Genomic DNA, 25,621 nt, shown 5'->3' with positions numbered 1-25,621 from the left:
CCCTTCGGGCGATGCGGGGGTCCAGGGGGCGCAGCCCCTTGAGGGCTGGGGGCGGAGCCCCCAGGGATGCCACGAACGCCGGCGGGCGGGAATAAGCGGGGACTGTCTCCTGTTCCGTGAGGAAGGACCGCACCACGTACGCAATCAGGAGGCCCCCCGGTGGACGCGACGGACAACACGGACGAGATCCGAGGCACCGCCCAGGGCACCGCCCCCGTACCCCTCTCCGTGCTGGACCTGGTCACCGTGGGCGCCGGCCGCACCGCCACCGACGCCCTGCGCACCAGCGTCGCCATCTCCCGCCTCGCGGAGTCCCGCGGCTTCCACCGCTACTGGGTGGCCGAGCACCACTCCATGCCGGGCGTGGCCTCGTCCTCACCGGCGGTGATCCTCGCCCACCTGGCCGCCCACACCACCCGCATCCGCCTCGGCTCCGGCGGCGTGATGCTCCCGAACCACGCCCCCCTGGTCATCGCGGAGCAGTTCGGAACCCTGGAGGCCATGGCCCCAGGCCGGGTGGACCTCGGTCTCGGCCGCGCCCCCGGCACGGACGGCGCCACCGCGGCGGCCCTGCGCCGCACCGACCACCTGGGCGAAGGTGCCGACGACTTCCCCGAGCAGCTCGCGGAGCTGACCCGTTTCCTGGACGACGACTTCCCCGAAGGTCACCCCTACGGCCGTATCCACGCCGTGCCCGGCCCGGTCCAGGCCACCTCGCCCGGCGGCGTCCAGTCCCCGCACCGCCCCCCGGTCTGGCTCCTCGGCTCCTCCGGCTTCAGCGCCCGCCTGGCCGGTGTCCTCGGCCTCCCCTTCGCCTTCGCGCACCACTTCTCGGCGCAGAACACGATCCCGGCCCTGGACCTGTACCGCGAGTCCTTCCGGCCGAGTGAGGTACTGGACTCCCCGTACGCCCTGATCGGCGTCTCCGCGCTCGCCACGGACGACGAGAAGGAGGCCCGCCGCCAGGTCATGGCCGCCGCGCTGAACATGGTCCGTCTGCGCACCGGCCGCCCCGGCCTGGTCCCGACACCGGAGGAGGCGGAGGCGTACACCTTCTCGCCGATGGAGCGGGAGTTCATCACCTCCTGGAACGCCAACGTCATCCACGGCACCGCCGACGAGGTCCGCGCAGGTCTCGACGACCTCCACAAGCGCACCGGCGCCGACGAGCTGATGATCACGGGCAACGCCCACAGCGGCGACGTACGCCTGCGCTCGTACGAACTGATCGCGGACGCCTACGGGCTGCCGAAGGCCCGGCCGGGCCAGGGGGCCGCGGCGGACCCGAGCGCTCAGGCCTGAGCGCAGGCCGCGGTCAGCAGCGCGGAGATACGGTCCGGCGCCACCGGGCGGGAGTACAGCCACCCCTGTCCGGTGTCGCAGCCGATCCCGCGCAGCCGGGACGCCTGGGAGGCGGTCTCCACGCACTCGGCGGTCACCGTCAGGCCCAGCCGGTGCGCGAGCTGGATGAGCGCCTCGACGATGACCTCGTCGGCGGGGCTGGGCCGGGCGGAGCCGCCGTCATGGGCGTCGTACTGGAAGCCGCGGACGAAGGAACCGTCCAGCTTCAGGACGGAGACCGGCAGCCGGCTGAGGTAGGCGAGGTTCGAGTAGCCGGTGCCGAAGTCGTCGATGGCGATACGGACGCCCATGTCGCTGAGGGCCTGCAGGGCCTGCAGCGGCCGGCCCGCCGATCCCATCACCGCCGACTCGGTCAGCTCCAACTGGAGCAGATGCGGGGCGAGGCCGGTCTCCGCGAGGATCTCCCCGACGTCCGCTACCAGGTCGGAGTCCCACACCTGCCGGACGGCGACATTGACGCTGACGAAGATCGGGGGCGCGTCCGGGTGGTCCAGCTGCCAGCGGCGTGCCTGCCGGCAGGCGGTGGCCAGCACCCAGCGGCCGAGCTGCACGATCGAACCGTCCTCCTCGGCCAGTCCGATGAACCGATTCGGCGTCAGCATGCCGAACTGCGGGTGGTTCCAGCGCACGAGCGCCTCGACGCCGCGTACGCCGCCGTCCTCCATGCCCACCAACGGCTGGTACTCCAGGGCGAATTCATTCCGCTCGACGGCCGCCCGGAGGGTGGAGGCGAGTGCCTGACGGGTCATGCGGTGGGCGTTGCGCTCCGGGTCGAAGAGCGTCCAGCGGCCCTTGCCGTCCGCCTTCGCCCAGTACAGCGTCGTGTCCGCGGCCTGCATCAGACCGGTCGCGGTCGTCCCGGCGGCGCGGCGCTCGACGACCCCGATCGACGCGGAGAGCGACAGCTGCCGGCCGGAGAGGTCGAACGGCGCCTGAAGTGACGTCAGGACCGACTCGGCGAGGTCCGCCACCTGGTCGGTGCCCGTGGAGTCCTCGACGAGCAGCGCGAACTCGTCGCCGCCCAGCCGGGCCACCAGCGGAGTGGCCGCTCGCCCGGAGCCGGCCGCGTCGGCGCACCGCGTCAGCCGCTCGGCGACGGCCGCGAGCAGCCGGTCGCCCACCCGGTGGCCGAGCGTGTCGTTGACCGCCTTGAACCCGTCCAGGTCCAGATAGCAGAGCCCGATCCGGCCGGTGCCGCCGTCCTCGTACGCCCCCGCCTCCAGCGCGGACGTCAGACGTTCGAAGAACAGGGAGCGGTTGGGGAGCCGGGTCACCGGGTCGTGCATCTGCAAGTGCCGCAGCCGCGCCTGGAGTTCACGGCGGGGGCTGAGGTCCGTGACGGACAGCAGCACCGCCTCCTCGTCCGGGGGCAGCGGCGCGACCGTCACCTGAACCCACAGCGCGTGCCCGTCGGGGTGTTTGAGCCGCCGGGTGCAGCGCAGCCGGGCCTGCCGGCCGCGCAGTACCTCCCGATAGGCGTGCCAGGTGCGGGCGTCGGAGGCCAGGTCCACCAGATCGGCGGCGATCCGTCCGGCGAGCGCGCCGGATCCGAAGCCGAGCAGTGCGCTCAGCGACTCGTTGGCGGTGACGACCAGGCCCTCGCGGTCCACGACGGCCATCGGGAGCGGCGCCGCGGCGAAGGCGGCGCGAAACGTGCGCGGTGACGTCCCGGGAGGTCCGGCCGGGTCGGGGAGCTGTTCCACCGGGTCGTATGGGCCGGACGCGGAGGCGGACGGGGAGACGGGTGGTGCGGATGCGCCGGAGGGCGATCCGGTGGACGTACGAGGAGATGTAGTGGTGTGACGTTCTGTGACGGCCGGCCGGTCGAGGTCTGCCGCGGGCGCCGGCCCTTCGGACGTTCCGCTCACCGCTCGCTCCCGCAGTGCACTCGTTCTTCGTATGGGTCGCTCGGAGTGGTCGGCCGGTGCTGAACGGCCGAACAAGCCGTGTCCGTGCAGGAAAGTGTGCCGATCATAGAGGCTGCTCTCGGGCCTTGCAGCCACTCTCCAGTGTCCCTGAACAACCACCCGTTCTGACAGATCGTTTCTGCCTGCATCTGGACCGGATCCTTTGCCCGGCGATCATATGTGACGTTCCGTGAGTGTTCGGGGTGTCGGCCGGGAGGCCCGTGGCGCGCGACCCCTCACTCTTCTGGGGCAGACAAACAGGGCGAAGTAGTACGAAGTAACACAAGCTGGGTGCGGTGTCCCGAAATCCGCGCCCGGAGGTCGACGTGCCGCGTCAGCTCCCCTTGAGGAGTCTCGCCCGTGAGGTCCTGCTGGGTCTCGCTCCCCATGGGGCGTCCCGCTGGCGCAGTACCGCGGCCGCGTTCACCTCGATGGCGGCGGTGGTCGCGACCTCCCTGGTGACGGGCCCCGCCCTCGCCGAACCCCTCTTCGCCCCCTGCGCCCTGAAACGGACCGACGCCCACCACTCGGAGGGCCTGGACGTCTGGAACGCCGCCTATCCGCGCCCCACCCGTCCCCTCGACGCGGTACTGGTCTTCCTCTCGTTCCCCGACTCCCGCCCGCGCACCACGCCGGCCGAACTGACGGCCGATTACTTCCCGTCCACCAGCCGCTTCTTCGAGCGCGCCTCCTACGGCAGGTTCACGCTGCGCCCGCATGCCCAGCGCGACTGGATCCGGATGCCGCACGCCTCCACCTCGTACGCCATGCGGCGCGACTGGAACTCCGCGCGGCGCGCCGCCTATCTGCGCGACGCGATCGGCGTGGCCGACCGGCAGGTCGACTTCTCGCGCTACGACATCGTCTACTTCGTCGCCGATCCGGACGCGCCGGGCGTCGACTCCGACGCGACGAAGGTCGTCAACCTCGAGACCCCTCTGCGGGCCGACGGCAAGGACATCAGCCGCGTCGTCACGGTCTTCGAGAAGCACCCGCCGGACCGGCTCGTCCTCGCCCATGAGACGGGGCACGTCTTCGACCTGCCGGACCTCTACCACCGGCCTTCCGACGGCAAGGGCGACTGGGACACATACGTCGGCGACTGGGACCTCATGGGCAGCCAGTTCGGCCTCGCGCCGGATCTGTTCGGCTGGCACAAGTGGAAGCTGGGGTGGCTGGAGCCGCGGCAGGTCGTGTGTGTGGGCGCCCACGGGAGTACACGGCTGACGCTGGAGCCGCTGGGCGCCGGGCCGCCGGCGGCCGGTGTGGGCGCGGCGGGGGCACCGGCCGCCGGGGCCCCTCCGGCGGCGGACCCCTACGGCGCTTCCGGCGGCGCTCCAGGTCCCGTGCCCGTCGGCTCCGGCGTACCGGTCTTCGGCTCCGGGCGCGGTACCAAGCTGGCGGTCGTCCGTACGGGGCCCGACAGCGCCCTCGCCTTCGAGGCGCGCGGCTCGGCGGGGAATGACGGGACGACCTGTACGCAGGGCATCCTCGTCTACCGGGTCCGCAGCGAGGCCGCCTCCGGTGACGGCCCGATCCAGGTCGTCGACGCCCACCCGCACTCGGAGTCCTGCTGGGGCGAGTCGGTCTACCCGCCGCTCGCGGACGCGCCGGTGGGGCTCGGCGAGAGCTTCACGGTCCCCGGCGAGAAGGTGCGCGTCGAGGTGGAGGACTGGACGGCCGCGGGGGAGTGGACGGTGAAGATCACGACGGGCTGAGCGGCCTTGGACATGACGATGGCGAGGCCCGTTCACGTTTCCGCGAACAAACCTCGCCATCGCTAGCGTGCGCCGCCAGGGACTCGAACCCCGGACCCGCTGATTAAGAGTCAGCTGCTCTAACCAACTGAGCTAGCGGCGCCTGCTGACGTCGTAGACCTTAGCATCCTGATCGGCGGGAGGAAAAATCGATATCCGCACCGCGGCGGAGGCCGCCGCGCGGGCCGCACGGATGGCCGCCCAGACCAGGATCTCGGCGCCGGGCAGCCAGGGATGCCGGGTGTCGGGGGCCACCAGCCAGCGGGATTCGGGACGGCCGGCCGGGTCCGGGCCGGTACCGCCGGTGCGGTCGCCGGGGGTGCGGACGCGGGTCGTACGGCCGTCTCCCGGAGCGGGGACGGTCACCGCGTCGCCGGTGCCGTGACAGAGCAGGGGAGGGATCGCGCCGACGCGTCCCAGGCCGCCCGGACAGACCGGATCGCCGGTGACGCCGTGCCGTCCGGTGACGCCGGCGACACCTGACGGCCCGGCGTCACCCGGACGGCCGCGCCACCCCATGGGCTCGCGCGGGTCCTGGAAGCCGTCGTCGATGCCCTTGACGCCATTGGTGCCCTTGTTGCTGTCGATGTCGCCGATGCAGTCGTCGAAGCCGTCGCCGTCCCCGTCGTCGAAGGTGCTGAGAGCGCCGGCGTCCCAGGCGTCCCACGAGCCCTCGGCGCCGCGGGAACCCCACTCCTCCCACTCCAGGAGCGACGGGAGTCGCTGAGCCGTGCCCGGCGCGCTGAACAGCAGCATCCGCCCGCGGAACACGGCCACCGGGCCGGAGCCCGGCCCCTCGTCCCACAGGCGGTCCAGCATCCGCCGACCGAAGATCGCGGGCGCGTTGACGACGTCGAAAGCGGTGCCGCAGGGCAGCACGACCGGCGCGGTCGGCCGGTCCTCCCAGAGGGCGAGGGTGCTGCGCGGATACGTTCCTGCCGAGGCGAGCCAGGCGGCTCCCTCCGCGGTGACGCCCGCGGCGTCGAACCGGTCGGACAGCGGGGCGCCGGTGCCGTGGGGGGAGGTGCCGACGGTGTTCCGTGTGCTGCTCATGACGACAAGGTCTACCGTCGGTGAGCATCCCGTCTCCGAGGGTTGTGGGAAATCGGGACAGGGAGGTCGGGAATGGGGTATGTCACCCGCCGCCGGCGTATGCCAGGAGATCCTGCGGGCGCCGTCCACCTGGCAGGAGGAGGCCGCCTGGGGCCGGGGATGCCAGGAGCCGGAGATGCCGGGGGGATGCCGGGGGCGGGCCCCCGGCGGTCACACCGTGCCGCTCAGGCGTGGTCGCCCACGCCGTGCCCGTGTCCGTTCCCGTCCGCCCCCCGGAGCAGATCACGGCCGAACTCGACCATCTTCTTCGCGTAGTCCTCGGTCCACTCGGCGCGCTCGGCGATGTCCGCCGTCGTGAGCCGGTCGAAGCGGCGGGGATCGGCGAGCTGTGCCGCGGCGATGGCCTGGAACTCCAGCGCCCGGTCGGCCGCCGCCCGGAAGGCGAGCGTCAGCTCCGTGGCCCGCGCCAGCAGCGCCCGCGGATCGTCTATCGACTCGAGATCGAAGAAGTGCTCCGGGTCACCGGCCGCCTCCGCGGGCTCGAAGAGCAGGGGCGCGGGGCGTAGCCGCGGTTCGTTCCGACGCGGCGTGGGCTCCGCCATGTCTTCTCCTCCTCGTACGGTTCAGGGGCCCGCTTCGTGGGTGGGCCACCGTCCATTGTCCCCCGCTCGCGCAAGGGGGCCCGTGGAACGGGGCGGACCGGGGTTCAGGGCCGCCATCTCACCCGGTGCTCCGCCAGATGCGACAACACCGCGTGGCTCGCCTCCCAGCCGTCCGGGAACTTCACCGTGACACCCAGCTGCACGGGCTCGGTGGAGGGGTGGTCGTCCAGCAGCTCGGTCACCCCCGCCCGGCAGACCACGATGCACGCGTGCCGGTGCCGGGAGGCGAGGACGCACAGCCGTCCCGTCTCCAGGTGGAACGCCGTCGCGTCCGGCCGCCCGGAGAGCGGGTGGAGCACCACCGTCACGTCGAACTCGCGGCCCTGGAGCCGGTTCGCCGTGTCGACGGTGACGTCCGTGACACCGAGATCCGCCAGCGCCGCCCGCACCACCGCCGCCTGGTCCCGGTGCGCCGTGCCGACGGCGATCCGGTCGGCCGTCAGCGGTGCCGGATCGGGCGACCGCTCCGAGGTCGCCGCGCCGCCGCGCTCCAGCAGCCGCCGTACGACCTGGGCCACCGCCCGTACCGCCTCGGGGTCGGTGCGCGGCGTGTGCCGGGCCGGCAGCTCCAGGAGCCCCCAACCCGTCTCCGCGGCCTCGTCGATGACCAGGTCGGGGCCGGAACCGTCCGACGGCACACCGAAGTTCAGCAGCCGGTCACCGTGTCCCGTGCCGCTGCGGAACGGCGTGTACGGGTAGAACGCGTCCGAGACCAGCGGGGCCGCGGACGCCGGGAGCCGCCACGACACCGGCAGCCGGTGCTGCGGCAGTTCGGGGTTGTGCGCGAGCAGGGTCGTGACGGCGGACGCCGAGGGGTCGTACGACAGTCCCGCCCACTGCTCCGCGCCCACGATGGCGAACGGGTCCAGCTGGCCCGGATCGCCCACGAACAGCGCCCGCTCGAAGAGGCCGGCCACGGCCAGCAGCGCGTCGGAGCGCATCTGGTACGCCTCGTCGACGATCGCGTGCCGCCAGGGCTCGACGTTCTTGACGTGGGCCCACTTCGCGGCGGTCGAGATGACGACCGGGAGGCCCGCCAGGTCGGTGGCCTTCGCCGACTTGCGGACGTTCCCCAGGTCGTCGAGTGCCTTGTCGTACGGGTCGGCGTCACTGCTGTGCAGGCGCCCCACCGGCAGCTCGGGGTCCTTCTCGGCGAGCCGTGCGACCAGGTCGTCGACCTGGGAGTTCGTCTGCGCGATGACCATCAGGGGGCGTCCGGCGGAGGCGAGTTCGAGTGCCGCGCGCACCACGAGGGTCGACTTCCCGGCGCCGGGCGGGGAGTCGACGACGACTCCGCGGTGCGTGCCGTGCAGGGTGTCGCGCAGGATCGCGTCGGTGGCGCGGGCGGCCGCGGCCCCGGGATCGAAGACCGTGGTCACAGGATGTCCTCCTCCGTCACCGGATCCGGCCGCGGTACGGCGTCGGGGTCGCCCGGCGGGCCGCCGTGCGTCCACGGTGTGTTCTCCGGGTCGGGCAGCTTCGCGCCGCCGCGCTGCTCGTGCTCGAAGAGCGTGAAGCAGACGAGGTCCCCCTTCTCCGGCACGGAACCGGGCTCGGGCTCCTTGCCGCGGCCCATCTTGTCGACGATCCGCAGCACGAGCAGACCGCCCTCCTCCTCCGGCTCCTGCGGTCCGGTGGACTGCGCGGGTCCGACGAATTCCGCCGCCTGCGGCTTGCCGTCCAGCGACCGGTACACCTTCGCGCGCTCACCGAGATGCGGCCGGTCGTCCGTGCGGACGGTCACCAGGGGGCGGGGGCTCGGGCGTCTGCTCTCGCTGTACGCCATGACGACGTCGACGACCTCGCCCGTGAAGGCCTCGCCGACCAGGCGCCGGCCGGCCATGACGAGCGGATCGTCGAGAGCCTCCTGCGCGTCCAGGCGGGCCTGTTCGCGCTCGCGCGTGGCCAGCTTGTTCGCAGCCGTGACCGCGTCGTCGCGGCGCGGCTGCGGCGGCTCACCCGCGACGACCCGGTCGCGGTGACCGGTGAACGACCAGCGGTCGCGGGTCCACCGGCCGGCCGCGTGCACCCCCTCGGGCAGGGTCCGCAGCAGGTCGAGGCCCTGCCACACCGCGTCCCAGGTGGGCTTGGCGACGCGCTCCACCAGGGCGCGGATCTCCCGCTCCGCCGCGGTGAGTTCACCGAGCCGGTCGTCCGCCTCCAGACCGTCCTCGGCGGCGGCGAGTGCCGTCCGCGCGCGGTCGTAGCGCTCGATGGCGGGAGCCAGCAGCTTGTTGTCGAGGGCGGGATCGGTGGCCGGTCCCGCGGGCGGCCGGACGAGCTGGCCGCCGGGGTCCCGCCGGAGCTCCGCCTCCAGGGCCGCCCGCGCGCCCGACTCGCCCGCCGGGGGATCGATCCAGGCGAGCAGCGCTCCGAGGTGCTGGTCCTCCAGGCTGCTCTGGCCGGTGGCCCAGTGCCGGGACAGCACGTCGCCGAGGGCGAGCAGCAGAGCGGAACCGGGCACCCGGGCCCGCTCCCCGAAGTGCGTCAGCCACCGCCCGAGCAGCGGCACCCGGGGCGGCGCCGGATGAGGTGCCTCCGGCTCCTGCTCCGCGGTGCGCCGGAATCGCATGGAGCGCCCGAGGAGTCGTACGAACTCCGCACCGGCCCGGCTCGGCACGATCAGCTGGGGCGCGTCCGCGCACAGCTCGACCTCGACCTTGACCCGCTTCCCGGTCTCCGGATCGGTCTCGTTGCGCTCGGCCGCCTCGACGACGTCCGCGTAGGAGTCGACGTACGGCAGGACGACGTCCGCGAGCTCGGCGAGGAACGCGAACCGCAGATCGCGGTCCCGGGGCTGCGGCACGACCAGCAGCCGCGGCGCGTCCCGGTCCGTACCGACCAGGGCCCCGAGGGGGGCCCCGGCCTCACCGGCGGTGATCAGGGGCACGAGGACGAGCGGCCGGTCGGAGAGATGCCGGTGGCGGACGGTGGCGAGGGGCTGCGCCCGCCCGCTCTCGACGGCTTCCAGCCGGGCGAGGGTGGCGATCAGCGACAAGGGGCCACCTCCGCAAGCGCGGCCCGGCCGGTGGGGTGCGCCGGCTCGTGTCCCCGCAGGGCCTCCGCCCGCAGCCGGGCCGCTGCGCGCAAGGCGGCGACCGCCGGATCCTGCGGGTCCCCGGCGTCTCCGCGAGCCGCCGCCAGGACGTCGTCCACGGTGGTCAGACCGCCCAGCTCCGCGCGCAGTGACCGTCCCAGCGCGGTCACCGCGCCCGCTTCCCGGGAGCGGGCGCGGCAGTGGAAGGCGAGCTCGCAGGCGGCCAGGCACTCGGGGGCGTAGGCCGCGGGGACGGCCTCGACCGCCGCCGTCAGCCGCCCGGCCGGCAGACCGGGAGCGAAGCAGGTGTCCTCGGGGAGGGCGGCCGCGATGTCCTCGACGCGGGTGAGCCGGTCCAGCTGGCGGCGGGTGACCGCGCGCTGCTTGCGGACGTCGACGGCGGACGCGGTCGGGAGGTTGGAGAAGTCCTTGGGGCAGACCAGCAGGACGCGGTGGCGGACGTCGGGGGCCGGGTCCAGGCGCGCGGCGACCTCCTCCAGCGCGAGGACGTACACCGCCGACTGACGGGCGGCCGCGCCCACCTTCGCCGGGTCGGCCGAGCCGTCCAGCATGGGGAAGGACTTGATCTCGACGACCGTCCAGGTCCCGTCGGGGTGCACGACGACGGCGTCCGGTTCGAGGAAGGCGGGGGAGCCCGCGACGTCGAGGGCGAGCATGGGGTGGTCGAGCAGGGTCCAGACGCCGGCGGCGGTGGCGTCGCGCAGCGCCAGTGCGGTACGGGCCGTGCGGCCCTCGGGGCCGGCGGCGGTCAGGTCGGGGACCGTCCCGGCCCGGGGCGGCTCGGCGCCGGGGTCCAGCCTCTCGTGCACGAGGCGCAGCAGCTCCGCGCCGCCGTCCGCCTTGACCCGGGCCTCGAACGCGTTGCCCCGCATGAACGCGAACTGGGACTGGCCGAAGGCGGACGGTGAGCCCAGCCCTTCCGCCAGCTTCGCCTTGTCGACGCCCGCGCCGTCGAGCAGGGCGCGCCGCTCGCATCCGGGGTTCGCGGCGAGCGCCGCGAGCGCGCGCGCGTCCAGGGCCTTGGGCGGTACCGCCTGGCCGCGCAGCTCAGCGAGTCTTCCCCAGACTCCCGGCTTCGCTGGAGGAGGGGAGATCCCAGTCCGCAGCTCCGTCCCCCGCATCCTTGGGAGGGACACCGGGGTCGGCTCCCGGTCCGGTGCGGGACTCGCGCTGTCGGGGAATGCGTTCACCCGTGGAAGTCTGGCATCCGGCACTGACAATGTGGGAACCCGCGTCGTGGGAGGCGCCCGCGATCCACGGGATCCGGGTAGCCAGGAGTGTCTTCACACGGTCCGCGAGCCGTGTCACCTGCGGGGCGAGCAGCAGCCCCGTTCCCATCACCGCGACGCCGGCGACCGCGTCGAGGAAGTAGTGGTTGGCCGTGCCCATCACGACGATCGTGGTGAGCAGCGGGTACGCGATGCCCGCGAGCCGGACGACGCGTGTGCGGCCGTAGCGCCACAGCATCACTCCGCACCACAGCGACCAGCCCACGTGCAGGCTCGGCATCGCCGCGTACTGGTTCGTCATGCCGCCGAGACCCCGTGGAGCGCTCGCCTCGCCGCCCCACCAGCCGTACGAGCTGTACTGGGCCATCGTGTCGACGAAGCCGTGGCCCGCCGAGAGCAGCCGGGGCGGGCAGGTCGGCATCAGGGTGAAGCCGATCAGACCGATGAGGGTGGACGTCATGAGCCAGGTGCGGGCCGCGCGGTACAGGACGGCGCGGGAGCGGAAGAGCCAGATCAGGATGGCGGGCGTCACCAGGTAGTGCAGTGACGCGTACCAGAAGTCGGCGGGCACGCCGAGCCAGGCCTCGCGGGTGAACAGCCGGTTGAGCGGGTGCTCGGCGTTGAGGTGGAGGGCCTTCTCGATGCGCAGGATCTCCAGGCCGTGACCGACGGCGCTGTCCGTGTCGCCCCGGGCGAGCAGCCGGCCCGCCGAGTACGACGCGTACACGAGGACTATCAGCGGCAGCTCGGTCCACCAGCGCAGCCGGAGGTGAGGTGCCGACGGGCGCAGCTCGGTCCACCGGCCGAGCCGGGCGCGCGGTGCCGTCCCGGTCCGCCGTGCATCGGTCTGCGGCATCCGATCGCCCTCCCCCATCTGCTCGTCGTGCCCCGGCGGCCCCGCCGGCGGCCGCACCGGCCCCGCGCGAGCGACCGCTCGCGGTGTGACGGTGCGCAAGTCTGTCCGTGACGATGCGTGGCCGCACCGGATTTTACGGCGTATGTGAACGGCCCCTGGAAGCGCCCCCGGTCGTCAAGGACGCTGAGATCGCCCTGCGGGTTGCCCCTCGCGGGGGTGCGCGATGATGGACTGACCCATTTATCCGGCGAATCGGGAAGGCTTCTCCTCATGGCACCGCGCATCCTGCTGGCCCGGCATGGACAGACGGAGTGGTCGCTGTCCGGCAAGCACACCGGCAGGACCGACGTACCGCTGCTGGACGAGGGCCGGCGCGGTGCCAAGACGCTGGGCGAGCGACTGCACCGGGCGCCCTTCGACGGGCTCCCCGGGGCGGAGGTGTTCACCAGCCCGCTGGCCCGCGCGCGTGAGACGTGCGAGCTGGCCGGCTTCGGTGAGCGCGCCACCTCCTGGGACACGCTGATGGAGTGGGACTACGGCGCGTACGAGGGGATGACCCCGGCCGAGATCCAGGCCGTACGTCCGGGCTGGTTCATCTGGCGCGACGGGGTGCCCGGGGGCGAGACCCTGGAGCAGGTCACCGCGCGCGCGGACGAGGTCGTCGGCCGGGCCCGCGCCGCCGACCGCGACGTGCTGGTCTTCGCGCACGGGCACATCCTGCGCTCCATCGGTGCGCGCTGGCTGGGCCTCCCGCTCGACTTCGCCGCCCGGATCCGTCTCCACCCGACCTCGCTGTCGGTGCTCGGCTGGGCCTACGGGGAGCCCGCGATCGAGACCTGGAACGACCTCGGACATCTGACCGCGTAGAGCGCGTGGACCGGGTCCGGCCCTTCACCAGGCCCTTCACGCCGGGGCGGGCTCACGCGGTCCGCGGCAGATTCGCGTGGCGCTCCAGGAACGCGGAGACGCCCGACGCCCTGCGGTGCGGCAGCAGCACCCGCGCGGTGGCCGCCAGCATGGTCTGGATGCGGGACGACTGGACCTCGCCCAGCAGGTCGAGGACGCGCAGACCCGCGACCGCGGCCTCGTCGGGGCGGCCGCCGAGGGCGAGGTCGTCGGCGAGTTCCGCGGTGTAGAGGGCGATGTTGCGGGTGAAGTGCGGATCCTGCAGGTGTGCCGCGCGACGGGCGTGACGGGCCGCGCGCGGCCAGTCGCCCAGCGTGGACCAGCACTGCGCCTCCAGGCCCTCCAGTTCGGCCTCTCCGTAGAAGGTCATCCACTCGGGGTCGGTCTCCGAGGGGCCGCGCTCGAAGAGGGCCTGGGCGCGGACGAGGGCCCGTTCGCACTCCGCGCGGTCGGCGAGCCCCGCCCAGCCGCCCGCCTCGCGCAGCGCGAGCAGCGAGAGCAGTCGCGAGGAGCCGAGCGGGCGCGCCGCCCGCTGCGCCGCCTGTGCCGCGCGCACCGCCTCACGTGGGCGGCCCGCGTCGCGGGCGAGGAAGGCCGTGTTGCAGAAGGCGTGCGCCTCCAGGCCGGGGTCGCCGGACATCCGTGCGGTCGCCAGTGCCTCGGCGTAGTGCGAGCGCGCGTCGTCGAAGCGCCCGGAGTCGTGTGCCAACCAGCCGACCGAGATGGCCAGTTCGCCCGCCCCCGCGTACAGCCGGTCGGCGGTCCGCTGACGGGTGGTGCCCGCGTCGAGCAGTTCGTACGCGGTGCGCAGGGGGGCGGCGGCCCGCCGGTAGAGGCCGTCGGCCCCGTGCCGGTCGTCGAGCAGCCGGATCCTTCGTACGGCCTCTTCGAGGGCGCCCGCCTCGGACGTCCCCACCCGGTGGGTGCGGCGGACACGGTGGTCCGCGGCCTCGGCCTCGGCCGTAGCGCCGAACGTGCCCGCGAAGGGGCCCAGTGTGGCTGCCGCCATGGTGGCGGTGCCGCCGGTCATGAATGCGCGACGCTGCACGTCGCTCTCCTCGTGGTTCTGTTCATGGTGCTCGTGCGGGTCATGCGGTTCATGCGGGTTCTGCGGGTCGTACGGGTCGTGAGGGTTCTGCGGGTCGTACGGGTTCAGCGTGGTCTCATACGTCTCGCACGCTCCTTCCGTCTCACCCGTGGTGCACGAAAGGCTTGTGGTGTGCGCGGGGGGCTCTTCGTCCGTGCCGCGCGCCCCTCGTCCGCGCACGGACGAGCGGGGCGAGAAGCCCAGGTCGGTCAGCGTGCGGCCGGGGAACATGTGCAGGAACACCCGCTCGTACGCGTAGTTGGGACAGCGGATCTCGCCGGCCTCCACCCGCCCGACATAGCGCGCGTCGCAGCTGACCCGCTCGCCGATCTCGCGCGCGGCCCGCCGGACCGCCGCGGCGAACTCGCCGGGCGAGCGCTGTCCGCGCAGCCGCCGGAAGGCGAGGTTCGGCCGCGGTGGCCGGGGGGACTGGGACGAGGTCACCGTTGACGACGCCATGGCCGGGCCCTCTCTTGCGAACCGTCGAACCATGCCGGAATCAGGGCGAAGTGTCTGTGTCGTGCCGTGTGGTGCCCTGCTCCGGCGGAGCAAGAACGTACCTGCTGTGACGACGTCGCCACGCTGGGTTTGGCTACAAAACGGATATCTCATGCATGATCTGCCATGAACTGCCATCCTTTGCGGCGGTGTTCCGCCGTAGCCGTTGACGTTCTGACGCGTTGAACCCGATGGACCGGGAGCGCACCCGAACTCCCGACCCGCTCGAGCAGGAGGAGGGGTTCCGTGTTGGAGGCCGGGTTGGAGAGCACCGAGTTCCGTAGACCGCTGTCGACCGCCGGGTACGGGCCGTCCCCGGAGTACGGCGCCCCACCGCAGCCGGTCGCCGGCTGCGACCTGGTGACCGTTCCGGCGCGCCAGGGCCTGGAGGCGGTCGACATCCTCCGCCGCGGCGCCTGCGAATCCGTCGGGCCCGTCCTGCTCGACGGCGGCTGCGACACCCTCGGCTTCCTGGTGCCGCGCGGCACCGCCGACGCCTGGGACGTGCCGGGCAGCACCTGTACGCAGACCGTCGGCCGCGGCCTGCGGCCGGCCCCCGAGCCGCCGGTCGAGGGCTCGGACTGGCTGCTGCCGCCGGGGGAGGCGGACCTCGCGACTGACCCGGCCGTCCTGCGGGCGGCGCTGGGTGAGGCGGCACGGCTCATCGAGGCCGCGGACAACTGTCGCTGACCGCCCGAAGCGGCCGCTGGGCCGACCGTCCCGGAGCCCCTGATAATGGCGGAATGGGAAGGTCGAAGAACGCGCGGCGCGGCCAGGCGCCCACCGAGCCCCTCGTCGAGACGGTCGACGGCGGGCTCGCCGAGCTGATACCCGACCGGGACCGTCCGCGCGCCTGGACCCTGCTGATCGACGGCGCCCCGCAGTCCCACGTCGACCTCGACGACCCCGCCCACCTGAGCTTCGAGTACCAGCGCCGGCTCGGCCACGTCATCGACCTGGTCGCCCCGCCCGGCAAGCCCGTGCACGCCGTGCATCTCGGCGGGGGCGCCTTCACCCTGGCCCGCTACACCGCCGCGACCCGCCCCCGCTCCACCCAGCAGGTCGTCGAACGCGACGGTCTCCTCGTCCAACTCGTCCGGCGTGAACTCCCGCTGGACCCCAACGCCCGTGTCCGGGTGCGTTCCGTGGACGCCCGTGAGGGGCTGGCCAAGGTGCCGGACGGCTGGGCGGACCTCGTCATCGCCGATGTGTTCAGCGGCGCGCGGACCCCGGCCCACCTGACCTCCGTGGAATTCCTCGACGACGTCCGCAGGGTCGTCAAGCCCGGTGGCGTGTACGCCGCCAATCTCGCCGACGGGCCCCCGCTGGCCCATCTGCGCGGCCAGATCGCCACCGCCGCGGCGGTCTTCCCCGAACTGGCCCTCGTCGCCGACCCGACGGTGCTGCGCGGCAAGCGCTTCGGCAACGCCGTCCTCGTCGCCTGCGACCGGCCGCTGCCGCTGGCCGAACTGACCCGCCGCGCGGCCTCGGACCCGCACCCCGGACGGGTCGAACACGGCAGGCAGCTCGCCGACTTCACCGGGGGAGCGGCACCGGTCCTGGACGCGGCGGCGGTGGCGTCACCGGCCCCGCCCCCCTCGGTGTTCCGCTGACGGCACGGCCCCCACCGCGTACGACCCGAGGCCACCCGCCCTAGTAGGTGCCGATCTCCACATGCGGCGGCCCGTCGTGCCACGTGCAGAACACCGACACCCGATCCGCACCCGAGGTGAACTCCACCCGGATCCACGACTCGGTCTTCCACAGCTGCATCGACCAGCCCGAGCCGGGCGTCGCGGAGACGAGCGTCGCGGAGGCCGTGCCCAGGTCGAAGACCGCCCGCCCGCCGTCGGTGTCGTAACTCCTGACCTGGCCCGCCGGTCCGTTCTGCGCGGAGGCGCTCGTACTCGGCGCGGAGGAGGGCGACTTCGAGGGCGAGGGAGTGGCGGCCGGCCGTCGGCTCCGCTCCGGCTCCGGGGTCGCCGAGGTGGTCGGCGTCCCGGTCCGGGCGGTCGGGGTTGGAAGCGGCTTCGCCTTCTGCGTGACGGAGTCGCCCACCGTGACGGGCAGCGCCCGCGGCGGGTCGTACGCCGTCCCCGTCATGACCGTGTGGACACCCCACCACGACAGCGTGACCGCCGCGCCCGTGGCGAGCGTCCAAGCCAGTACGTGTACGAGTCCTCTGCGCATCGCGGCCATACTGCCCCACGCGCCCCACGGGTGTCTCCTTCCGGTCGTGCGGCGGGAGTTGTCCACAGGCGCCGGACCGGCATCGCACGGATGGCGTACGGTGCCGCCCATGGCAAGTGTGCTCGTGGTCGAGGACGACCAGTTCGTACGCTCGGCCCTCATCCGGCATCTGACCGACGCTTCGCACACGGTGCGCAGCGTCGGCACCGCGCTGGAGGCGCTGCGCGAGGTCGCCCATTTCCCCTTCGACGTCGTCATCCTGGACCTCGGTCTGCCTGATCTGGACGGGGCCGAGGCCCTGAAGATGCTGCGCGGCATCACCGACGTCCCCGTGATCATCGCCACCGCCCGGGACGACGAGACGGAGATCGTCCGCCTGCTGAACGACGGCGCGGACGACTACCTGACCAAGCCGTTCTCGGTCGAGCACCTGTCCGCGCGGATGGCGGCAGTCCTGCGCCGTTCGCGGTCGGTGGGGGAGGCGCCCGCGTCGCCGGTCATCCGGGTCGGCGGCCTGGCCATCGACCCGTTGCGCCGCCGGGCCGAGCTGGACGGCGTCCGACTCGACCTCACCCGGCGCGAGTTCGACCTGCTCGCCTTCCTCGCCGGCCGGCCCGGTGTCGTCGTGGCCCGCAAGGAGCTGCTCGCCGAGGTGTGGCAGCAGTCGTACGGGGACGACCAGACCATCGACGTCCATCTGTCCTGGCTGCGGCGGAAACTGGGCGAGACGGCGGCGAGGCCGCGCTATCTGCACACCCTGCGCGGTGTCGGCGTGAAGCTGGAGCCACCGCGGACGGAGTTCCCGCGAGCGGAGCCGCCGCTGTGAGGTGGGCACTGGTCAAGGTGTGCGTGGCGGTGACCACGATGGTGGTGGTGGCCTTCGCGGTGCCGCTCGGGCTCGTCATCAAGGAGATGGCCCGCGACCGCGCGTTCTCGAACGCCGAGCGGGAGGCCGCGGCCGTCGCGCCCGCGCTCTCCATCACCACCGACCGGGATCAGCTGGAGCGGGTCGTCGCCTCCGCCGGTTCCGACGACGGCATGGCCGTGCACATACCGGCGGGCGACGGCGCCAGGGCGGTCGACATCGGCCGGCAGCGCGCCGCCGCCAAGGACATCGCGGCCACCCGCGCACTGGGCCGGGCCTCCACCTCCGAGGTCCCGGGCGGCTCCACCCTGCTCCAGCCCACCGCACTGAGCTCGGGCGAGATCGCGGTCGTCGAGGTGTACGTCCCCGAGTCCGAGGTCAGCAACGGCGTGGGGACGGCCTGGGCGGTGCTCGCCGCGGTCGGCGTCGCGCTCATCGTCGGCTCGGTCGCGGTCGCCGACCGGCTGGGCGTACGCATGGTGCAGCCGGCCCAGCGGCTGGTCGAGGGCGCGCACGAACTGGGGGAGGGCAAGCTCGGAGCGCGGGTCCCCGAGGAGGGCCCCACCGAACTGCGGCTGGCGGCGGTCGCGTTCAACTCGATGGCCGACCAGGTCGTCCAACTCCTGGCGAACGAGCGGGAGCTGGCGGCGGACCTCTCGCACCGCCTGCGCACCCCGCTGACCGTATTGCGGCTGAACACGGCCTCGCTCGGCGACGGTCCGGCCGCCGAGCAGACCCGGGCGGCCGTGGCACAGCTGGAGCGGGAGGTCGACACGATCATCCGGACGGCGCGCGAGGCCAAGCCGCGGACGGTGGCGCTCGGTGTCGGGGCCGGGTGCGACGCGTCCGAGGTGGTCCGCGAGCGGATGGACTTCTGGTCGGCGCTCGCCGAGGACGAGGGCCGCGAGGTGCGGGTCGCGGGCGTGGACCGTCCGGTCCGCATACCGGTCGCGCGGGCCGACCTGGTGGCCGCGCTCGACGCGCTCCTCGGCAACGTCTTCCGGCACACCCCGGAGGGCACGGCCTTCGCGGTCGACGTGCACAACGGCGACGACGCCGTGATCGTGCTGGTGTCGGACGCGGGACCGGGGATCGTGGACCCGGAGTCGGCGATCACCCGGGGGCGGGGCTCGGGCAGCGACGGCTCGACCGGTCTCGGGCTGGACATCGTGCGGCGCCTGGCGGAGTCGACGGGCGGGGACGTACGGCTGGGGTCGTCGGTGCTGGGGGGCACCGAGGTGCGGATATGGATCCAGCTGGACGGGCGAGCGCCGGTGCGACGCGGGCACCGGGGGGCGGTACGGCGACGCAGACGCGGCGTCGGCGTGAGCTGAGCCGGGGCCGGTCCCGGCCGGTCCACGGCCCTGAACCGGTCCGGACAGGTCTCGACCTTTAACCGTCCCCGATGCCTTCCTTAAGCGCACCCTAAGATCGCCGGCCTCCGTCCGGATGAAGCGGTTTGCCCGATTCCGGATCGCTAGCGTGCTGCCCGCACCCCCTGGGGATCCCCAGCGAACTCCCGTGAAACCGCGAAGGCAGGCACGCGATGAGCAGTACGCACCGGCGCAAGGTCAGTGGCAGGAACAAGGCGATAGGCGGCGTCGTGGCGGCTGCCGTGGTCGGCGGCGGCGCCTTCCTGTTCTCCGGCACCGCGCTCGCCGCCGGTGTCGGCGCCGCGTACACCAAGACCAGTGACTGGTCCACGGGTTACACCGCTCAGTACGTCATCACGAACGACACCGGCCGGACGAAGAGCGACTGGACGCTGGAGTTCGACCTGCCCTCCGGCGCCCGGCTCGGCTCGCTGTGGAACGGCGAGGCCGGCGTGAGCGGAAGCCACGTCACGGTGAAGCCGCCGTCCTGGGACAAGGACGGCCTGGCGGCCGGCGAGTCGGTCACCGTCGGCTTCGTCGTGAACGGCACCGCGGACCCGAAGGGCTGTGTCATCGACGGCGCCAAGTGTTCCGTGGACGACGGCGCGACCCCGGAACCGAGCGGCCGCCCCACGCAGTCGGCCACCCCCACGGCCACGCCGAAGCCCACCCCGACCGCCTCCCACAGCAGCACCCCGACCACTCCCGCCTCCACCCCGGCTTAAGCACCCCGACCCCCTCCGCCCCGGCGAGCACCGGCAGCGGCACCACCACCGGCGCCGGCTTCGCGCCCTACGTCGACACCTCCCTCTACCCGGCCTTCGACCTGGTCGGCAGCGCGACGGCCACCGGGGTCAAGAACTACAACCTCGCCTTCATCACCGACGGCGGCGGCTGCACGCCCAAGTGGGGCGGGGTGAGCGACCTCGCCAGTGACGCGGTGGCCGCGCAGATCGGCGCACTGCGGGCGAAGGGCGGCGACGTCCGCGTCTCCTTCGGCGGCGCCTCCGGTGCGGAGCTGGCGACGACCTGCTCGTCGGCGGACGCGCTGGCGACGGCGTACGGGAAGGCCGTGGACGCGTACCGGCTGACGAAGGTCGACTTCGACGTCGAGGGCGGCGCGCTGCCCAACACCACCGCGAACACCAACCGCGCGAAGGCCATCGCGAAGCTCCAGCAGCAGCACCCGGGCCTGGACGTGTCCTTCACGCTCCCCGTCATGCCCGAGGGCCTCACCCAGGACGGCGTGAACCTCCTGTCCGACGCCAGGTCGAACGGCGTGAAGATCTCCGCCGTCAACATCATGGCGATGGACTACGGCCCCTCGTACAGCGGTGACATGGGCAGCTACGCCGAGCAGGCCGCCACCGCCACGCAGGCCCAGGTCAAGAGCGTCCTCGGACTCTCCGACAGCGCGGCCTGGAAGGCCGTGGCGGTCACCCCGATGATCGGCGTCAACGACGTGGCGTCCGAGATCTTCAAGGTCGACGACGCCGCCCAGCTGGTGGCGTTCGCCAAGTCCAAGGGTCTCGGCTGGCTGTCGATGTGGTCCGCGAGCCGCGACAAGCAGTGCGCGGGCGGCGCGAAGAACTCCGCGGACGCGACCTGCAGCTCGGTCGTCCAGGACGCGGGGGCGTTCTCGAAGGCGTTCGGCGCCTACAAGTAGGCCCAAGCCACCGAATCCTCCCCCACGGGAAGAGCGTCCCGGCCGGGACCACCCCCATCCGGCCGGGGCGCGGCCCCCTTTCCGGACGCCGCGCCCCGCCCCCCGATCCCCCGCCCCGTCTCCGCGGGCGACAGGCCCTTGCCCTCCCGGACAAAGGGCCCGTCGCCGTCCAGGGCCGAGCCCCTCCGCCCCCTGGGCCGTGACCCGGCCTACTCGGCCGCGGACGTCACCGGCGGCAGCGTCCCCGTCCGGGCCGCGCGGCTGTACCAGTGGGCGCTCGACTTCGGCGTACGGGCCAGGGTCGCGTAGTCGACGTACACCGCGCCGAAGCGCTTGTCGTAGCCGTACGCCCACTCGAAGTTGTCCATCAGCGACCAGAGGTAGTACCCGCGGACGTCCGCGCCGTCGGCGATGGCGCGGCGGACCGCCGACAGGTGGCCGTGCAGATAGGCGATGCGCTCGGGGTCGTGGACGCGGCCCTCCGGGTCCGGCTTGTCGTCGTACGCGGCGCCGTTCTCCGTGATGTACAGCGGCAGGCCGGGCGCCTCCCGCGTGTAGCGCGTGATCAGGTCGTGCAGGCCCGTCGGGTCGATCGTCCAGCCCATCTCCGTCCGCTCGCCCGGAGTCTGGTGGAACATCACGTCGTCGGCGCCCGGCCACGGCGTGTACGCGCTCGCCCCGTGGCCGTCCGCACGGGGACCGGACGCGGTCGCCTCCGCCGCCGACACCAGCGTCGGGGTGTAGTAGTTCAGGCCCAGCGCGTCGAGCGGCTGCTTGATCACCGCCAGGTCGCCGTCCAGGACGTACGACCAGTCCGTGATCGCGGACGTCTCCTCGAACAGGCCCTCCGGGTAGGCACCGTGCAGCATCGGGCCGTGGAAGACACCGTTGGCCAGGTTGTCGATGCGCCGGACCGCCGCGAGATCCGCCGGACTCTGCGAAAGCGGCCTGACGACCGAGGAGTTGAGGCTCACCGCGACCGAGTTGCGGGCCGGCATCACGGACCTCAGCGCCTTCGCGCCCAGGCCGTGCGCCAGGTTCAGATGGTGGGCGGCCTTCAGCGACGCCGCCGCGTCCGTACGGCCCGGCGCGTGCACCCCGGAGCCGTAGCCCAGGAACGCGCTGCACCACGGCTCGTTCAGGGTGATCCACTGCTCCACCCGGTCGCCCAGCGCCTCGCCCACGATCTGGGCGTAGTCGGCGAACCGCAGCGCCGTGTCGCGCGCGGGCCAGCCGCCCGCGTCCTCCAGTTCCTGGGGGAGGTCCCAGTGGTAGAGGGTGATGGCCGGCTTGATGTCGTGGGCCAGCAGTTCGTCGACCAGGTTGCGGTAGAAGTCCAGACCCCGCTGGACCGCCGGTCCGCGGCCCGTCGGCTGCACCCGGGACCAGGAGACCGAGAAGCGGTACGCGGACAGGCCCAGCTCCGCCATCAGGGCCACGTCGTCACGGAAGCGGTGGTAGTGGTCGACAGCGATGTCACCGGTCTCGCCGCCGGCCGTCTTTCCGGGCGTGTGGCTGAAGGTGTCCCAGATGGAGGGCGTGCGGCCGTCCTCCCGTACCGCCCCCTCGATCTGGTACGCGGAGGTCGCCGCGCCCCAGAGGAACGCGGGGGGAAAGGTCACGGGCGATGCGGGTTCAGGCATGGAAGCGCTCCCATGGAAGGTCGTGGAGAACGACGGTAAGGAGGAGAAAGGGGGAGGAGACGGGGAGGTGAAGGGGACGATGGGGCCGGGGCGGCGGTGACCCGGCCCCCACGGGCGGCGGTACGGCGGGTCAGCCCTTGATCGCGCCCTGCATGATGCCGCCCACGATCTGCTTTCCGAACAGCAGGAAGGCGATGAGCAGGGGCAGCGTGCCGAGCAGCGCGCCCGCCATGATCACGGCCTGGTCGGGGACGTAACCGGTGCCCAGCGAGTTGAGGGCCACCTGCACGGTGGGGTTCTGCTGGTTGAGGGCGATGATCGGCCACAGGAAGTCGTTCCAGGCCATCACGAAGGTCAGCAGACCGAGGACCGCCATCGCCGGCCGCGCCGCCGGGAAGACGACGTGCCACACGACGCGCAGGCTGCTCGCGCCGTCCACCCGCGCCGCCTCGATCAGCTCGGTGGGCAGCGCCTGGACCAGGTACTGCCGCATGAAGAACGTACCGAAGGCGCTCACCAGGGTGGGCAGGATGACCGTCTGCAACTGGTTGGACCAGCCCAGGTCGCTCATCCACAGGTACAGCGGTACGACGGCCAGCTGCGGCGGGATCATCATCGTGCCGATGGTCAGCAGCAGCAGGGTGCTGGAGAACCTGAACCGCAGCTTGGCGAAGGCGAACCCGGCGAGCGTGGAGAAGACGACCGTACCGAGGGTGATGGTCCCGGCGACGATCGTGGAGTTGAGCATCGCGGTGCCGAGCCCGGCCTGTTCCCACGCGGCCTGGAGGTTCTTGAACAGGTTCCCGCCGAACCACAGCGGCGGCGGTGTCTGCGCCAGCCGCTCGTTGTTGCGGGAGGCCGCGATGGCCGTCCAGACCAGCGGAGCGAGCGAGACCAGCGCGAAGACGGCCAGCACGACATAGGTGACCGGACCCGCGTGCAGCTGCTTGCCCGCGCCGAGCACCCGGCGCCGTCCGGGGCGCCGGTCGTCCCGGGTTCCCTTCGCCGCCGCCTGAGGAACAGTCAGTTCTGTGGTGGTCATTGGGATTTCCTCAGCCGTCGGGTGACCAGCAGGTTGATCGCGGCGACGATCAGCAGGATCAGGAACATCGTCCATGCGATCGCTGACGCCTTGCCGAGGTTGCCGATGCCCCAGCCCTGGTCGTACATGTACAGGCCGAGCGTCTGGTACTGGTGCGCGGAGCCGCCCTTCGAGCCGCTGACCCCGCCGAACAGGAGCGGCTCACCGAACAGCTGCGTCGCGCCGATCGTGGACACGACCACCGTGAACAGGATCGTCGGCCGCAGCATCGGGACCGTCACATGGCGGAACTGCTGCCAGCGGCCCGCGCCGTCGAGAGCCGCCGACTCGTACAGGTCGGTGGGGATCGCCTGCATCGCCGCGAGGTAGATCAGCGCGTTGTAGCCGGTCCATCGCCAGATCACGATCGAGGAGACGGCGAACTGCGAACCCCAGTCCGACTCACGCCAGTTGATCGGGTGCACCCCGACGAAGTGCAGCAGCCAGTTGATCATGCCGCCGTCCCACGAGTACAGCAGCGTGAAGACCAGCGTCGCCGCCGCCACCGAGGTGGCGTACGGGGTGAGCATCACGACCCGCCACACGGTCGAGCCGCGCAGCCGGTAGTTGAGCAGGTGGGCGATTCCGAGCGCCATGAGCAACTGCGGCACCGTGGAGATCACGCCGATGGTGAAGGTGTTCTCCAGGGCGTTCCAGAAGAACTCCGAGGACAACAGGTTCTTGTAGTTGTCCAGCCCGGCCCAGGTCTGGTGGTCCAGGCCCGACAACTGCACGTTGTGCAGCGAGTACCAGGCCGTGTAGAGCAGCGGCACGAGCCCGAAGGCACCGAAGATGACGAAGAAGGGGGCGATGAACGCGTACGGCGACGCCTTCATGTCCCAGCGGTACAGCCGGCTGCGCCAGGAATCCGGGCCGGGCGGCGGCGTACCGCGACCCTGAGCGCCCCGGGCCGCGCCCGGCTGGGAGCCGGGCGCGGCGTCGGCGCTCGTCGCGGTGTGCGCGAGAGCCTCGTTGGAGCTGGTCACTGGCCGAGCACGTCCTTGATCTCCGCCTTGGCCGCGTTCCAGCCCTGGTCGGGGGACTTGCCCTTCTGCTCGACCTGGAGGATGCCGACGTCGGTGATCGCGGTGCCGATCGGCTGGTCCTTGGTGCCGAAGTTCTGCACGGGGATGGTCTTCGCCGAGTCGGCGAAGATCTGCGTGATCGGCGCGTCCGAGAAGTACGACGTCGTCGCGGCCGCCGGCTTCAGGGTGTCGTACGCCGCGGGCGTCGACGGGAAGCTGGCCTGCTTGGCGAAGACCTTCGCCTGCTGTTCGGGCGCGGTCAGCCACTTGGCCAGGGCGATGGCCTCCTTCTGGTGCTTGCCCGCCGTCGGCACGCCGATGAACGAACCGCCCCAGTTGGCCGCGGTCGGCGCGGCAGCCACGTCCCACTTGCCGTTCCCGGCGTCACCGGACTTCTCCTGGATGTAGCCCATCATCCAAGCGGGGCAGGCCACCGTCGCGAACGAACCCTTGGCGAAGCCCTGGTCCCACGTCGGGTCGAACTGCTTCAGCTTCGCCGACATGTTGCTGGTCGCCACCGTCATCGCGGCGTTCCAGGACTTCTTCACGCCCGTGGACTTGTCCCAGATGACGTTGCCGTCCTTGTCGTAGTACCGCTCGCTCTCGCCCCCGAGCGCCGCGTTGTAGACCGAGGAGGCGGAGTCCACGAACTTGGTGCCGCTCGGCGCCTTCTTCATGTACTGCTTGCCGAGGTCGACGTACTTGGCCCAGTCGCCCTTCCACTGCGCGGCGAGCTTGGTGCGGTCGGTCTCCAGACCGGCCTTCTCGAAGAGGTCCTTGCGGTAGCAGATCGCCATCGGGCCGATGTCCGTACCGAGCCCGATGGTCTTGCCGTCCTTGGTGGTGGCCTGGGCGGTCTTCCAGTCCAGCCACTGCGACTTGTCGACCTCCTTGCCGAGGTCGACGAACTTGTCGGCCTGGGTCTGGACGGCCTCGGTGATGTTGCCGACCTCGATCGCCTGGATGTCGTCGGTACCGGAGCCGGCCTGCAGACGGGTGAGCGTCTTGGGCCAGTACACGTCGGTACGGGTGGTGACGTTCTCCTTGATGGTGATGTCCGGGTGCAGCTTCATGTACTCGTCGTAGAGACCGGCCTGCTTGTAGCCGAAGACGCCGAAGGTGCCGATCGTCAGAGTGGTCTTGCCCTTGCCGCCCCCACCGCCGTCGCCCGAGTTCGACGATCCGTCGTTCGAGTCGTTGGCGCAGCCGGCCAGCAGCCCTGTGGTCAGCGCGGCGACGGCCGCGAGGGCCCCCAGCCTGCGGGACCGGCGGGTACTCGTGCGCATTGCGTCCTCCTGTTGCCTGACGTGCCGACCCCCCGGCCAACTGCATTGTTGGGCCCGTTTTTCTCGCTGCGGCTCGGGCGGGGAACGTGCGGGATGTTTAGGTGTCAGGTACCGTGG

The 25,621-nt window shown here is 72.4% G+C and carries 19 protein-coding genes, 1 tRNA gene and 3 pseudogenes; 8 read left to right on the top strand and 15 right to left on the bottom strand.

Translation table 11 applies throughout. The features are described from left to right. The first annotated feature begins 159 nt into the window (after positions 1-159). A complete protein-coding gene (locus tag HEP85_RS15465) occupies positions 160-1,302 on the top strand; it encodes an LLM class flavin-dependent oxidoreductase (protein WP_168528273.1) in 1,143 nt (380 codons plus the stop codon). Here the strand turns inward: HEP85_RS15465 and HEP85_RS15460 are convergent. Then, positions 1,293-3,230 carry an EAL domain-containing protein gene (locus HEP85_RS15460; RefSeq protein ID WP_168528272.1) on the bottom strand — a complete coding sequence of 646 codons (1,938 nt, stop codon included), beginning with the start codon at positions 3,228-3,230 and terminating at the stop codon, positions 1,293-1,295. The genes HEP85_RS15465 and HEP85_RS15460 overlap by 10 nt on opposite strands. Before the next feature lie 335 nt (positions 3,231-3,565). On the opposite strand from HEP85_RS15460, the gene HEP85_RS15455 reads away from it, so the two are divergent. Next, complete coding sequence (locus HEP85_RS15455; protein WP_329526469.1) at positions 3,566-4,987, top strand: M6 family metalloprotease domain-containing protein; 1,422 nt, start codon at positions 3,566-3,568, stop codon at positions 4,985-4,987. A gap of 68 nt (positions 4,988-5,055) precedes the next feature. On the opposite strand, the gene HEP85_RS15450 is transcribed toward HEP85_RS15455, so the two are convergent. From HEP85_RS15450 to HEP85_RS15415, 8 genes and pseudogenes are all read right to left on the bottom strand, one after another. After that, positions 5,056-5,129, bottom strand: a tRNA-Lys gene (locus HEP85_RS15450). Next, positions 5,120-5,431: pseudogene (locus tag HEP85_RS15445) on the bottom strand (hypothetical protein); the annotation flags it as partial. The gene HEP85_RS15450 and the pseudogene HEP85_RS15445, both read right to left, overlap by 10 nt. Positions 5,432-5,707: 276 nt before the next feature. Further along, positions 5,708-6,079 (bottom strand): annotated as a pseudogene (locus tag HEP85_RS15440) (bifunctional DNA primase/polymerase); the annotation flags it as partial. Between the two features lie 224 nt (positions 6,080-6,303). Then, complete coding sequence (locus tag HEP85_RS15435) at positions 6,304-6,681, bottom strand: hypothetical protein (protein WP_148008554.1); 378 nt, start codon at positions 6,679-6,681, stop codon at positions 6,304-6,306. Between the two features lie 104 nt (positions 6,682-6,785). Continuing rightward, a complete protein-coding gene (locus HEP85_RS15430) occupies positions 6,786-8,120 on the bottom strand; it encodes an AAA domain-containing protein (RefSeq protein ID WP_168528271.1) in 1,335 nt (444 codons plus the stop codon). Then, entirely contained in the window at positions 8,117-9,739 is a 1,623-nt protein-coding gene (locus tag HEP85_RS15425) for a hypothetical protein (RefSeq protein ID WP_369657725.1), read from the bottom strand. Before HEP85_RS15425 ends, HEP85_RS15430 begins: the two co-directional genes overlap by 4 nt. Further along, positions 9,730-10,920 carry a hypothetical protein gene (locus HEP85_RS15420; protein ID WP_369657724.1) on the bottom strand — a complete coding sequence of 397 codons (1,191 nt, stop codon included), beginning with the start codon at positions 10,918-10,920 and terminating at the stop codon, positions 9,730-9,732. The genes HEP85_RS15425 and HEP85_RS15420 overlap by 10 nt, the downstream gene beginning before the upstream one ends. Continuing rightward, complete coding sequence (locus HEP85_RS15415) at positions 10,847-11,884, bottom strand: phosphatase PAP2 family protein (protein ID WP_168528270.1); 1,038 nt, start codon at positions 11,882-11,884, stop codon at positions 10,847-10,849. Before HEP85_RS15415 ends, HEP85_RS15420 begins: the two co-directional genes overlap by 74 nt. Positions 11,885-12,154: 270 nt before the next feature. Between HEP85_RS15415 and HEP85_RS15410 the strand changes: the two genes are divergently transcribed. Beyond that, positions 12,155-12,751: a histidine phosphatase family protein gene (locus HEP85_RS15410; RefSeq protein ID WP_168528269.1), complete on the top strand. Its 597-nt coding sequence runs from the start codon at positions 12,155-12,157 to the stop codon at positions 12,749-12,751. 52 nt (positions 12,752-12,803) lie between these two features. On the opposite strand, the gene HEP85_RS15405 is transcribed toward HEP85_RS15410, so the two are convergent. After that, a complete protein-coding gene (locus HEP85_RS15405; protein WP_168528268.1) occupies positions 12,804-14,336 on the bottom strand; it encodes a hypothetical protein in 1,533 nt (510 codons plus the stop codon). Positions 14,337-14,732: 396 nt separating this feature from the next. On the opposite strand from HEP85_RS15405, the gene HEP85_RS15400 reads away from it, so the two are divergent. Then, positions 14,733-15,065 (top strand): hypothetical protein, encoded by a 333-nt coding sequence (locus HEP85_RS15400; protein ID WP_329294864.1) that lies wholly within the window; start codon positions 14,733-14,735, stop codon positions 15,063-15,065. Positions 15,066-15,118: 53 nt separating this feature from the next. Further along, positions 15,119-15,988 (top strand): spermidine synthase, encoded by an 870-nt coding sequence (locus HEP85_RS15395; RefSeq protein WP_168528267.1) that lies wholly within the window; start codon positions 15,119-15,121, stop codon positions 15,986-15,988. Between the two features lie 40 nt (positions 15,989-16,028). Here the strand turns inward: HEP85_RS15395 and HEP85_RS15390 are convergent, their stop codons facing one another. After that, positions 16,029-16,565, bottom strand: a complete 537-nt coding sequence (locus tag HEP85_RS15390) for a hypothetical protein (protein ID WP_168528266.1) — start codon at positions 16,563-16,565, stop codon at positions 16,029-16,031. A gap of 109 nt (positions 16,566-16,674) precedes the next feature. Here HEP85_RS15390 and HEP85_RS15385 point away from each other — a divergent pair, with 109 nt between their 5' ends. From HEP85_RS15385 to HEP85_RS15375, 3 genes and pseudogenes are all read left to right on the top strand, one after another. Beyond that, positions 16,675-17,391 (top strand): response regulator transcription factor, encoded by a 717-nt coding sequence (locus HEP85_RS15385; protein ID WP_329288012.1) that lies wholly within the window; start codon positions 16,675-16,677, stop codon positions 17,389-17,391. After that, positions 17,388-18,764: a HAMP domain-containing sensor histidine kinase gene (locus HEP85_RS15380; protein ID WP_168528265.1), complete on the top strand. Its 1,377-nt coding sequence runs from the start codon at positions 17,388-17,390 to the stop codon at positions 18,762-18,764. The genes HEP85_RS15385 and HEP85_RS15380 overlap by 4 nt, the downstream gene beginning before the upstream one ends. A gap of 212 nt (positions 18,765-18,976) precedes the next feature. Continuing rightward, positions 18,977-20,469, top strand: a pseudogene (locus tag HEP85_RS15375) (cellulose binding domain-containing protein). A gap of 209 nt (positions 20,470-20,678) precedes the next feature. Here the strand turns inward: HEP85_RS15375 and HEP85_RS15370 are convergent. The 4 genes from HEP85_RS15370 to HEP85_RS15355 form a co-directional block, all read right to left on the bottom strand. Then, positions 20,679-22,112 carry a GH1 family beta-glucosidase gene (locus tag HEP85_RS15370; protein ID WP_168528263.1) on the bottom strand — a complete coding sequence of 478 codons (1,434 nt, stop codon included), beginning with the start codon at positions 22,110-22,112 and terminating at the stop codon, positions 20,679-20,681. 130 nt (positions 22,113-22,242) lie between these two features. Next, positions 22,243-23,154 (bottom strand): carbohydrate ABC transporter permease, encoded by a 912-nt coding sequence (locus HEP85_RS15365; protein WP_168528262.1) that lies wholly within the window; start codon positions 23,152-23,154, stop codon positions 22,243-22,245. Then, positions 23,151-24,179: a carbohydrate ABC transporter permease gene (locus HEP85_RS15360; protein ID WP_168528261.1), complete on the bottom strand. Its 1,029-nt coding sequence runs from the start codon at positions 24,177-24,179 to the stop codon at positions 23,151-23,153. The genes HEP85_RS15365 and HEP85_RS15360 overlap by 4 nt, the downstream gene beginning before the upstream one ends. Next, positions 24,176-25,504 (bottom strand): ABC transporter substrate-binding protein, encoded by a 1,329-nt coding sequence (locus HEP85_RS15355; protein WP_168528260.1) that lies wholly within the window; start codon positions 25,502-25,504, stop codon positions 24,176-24,178. Before HEP85_RS15355 ends, HEP85_RS15360 begins: the two co-directional genes overlap by 4 nt. Positions 25,505-25,621: the final 117 nt, after the last annotated feature.

It is taken from the genome of Streptomyces sp. RPA4-2, assembly GCF_012273515.2.
Classification (GTDB): domain Bacteria; phylum Actinomycetota; class Actinomycetes; order Streptomycetales; family Streptomycetaceae; genus Streptomyces; species Streptomyces kaempferi.
This window is presented reverse-complemented; position numbering and strand designations above follow the sequence as displayed.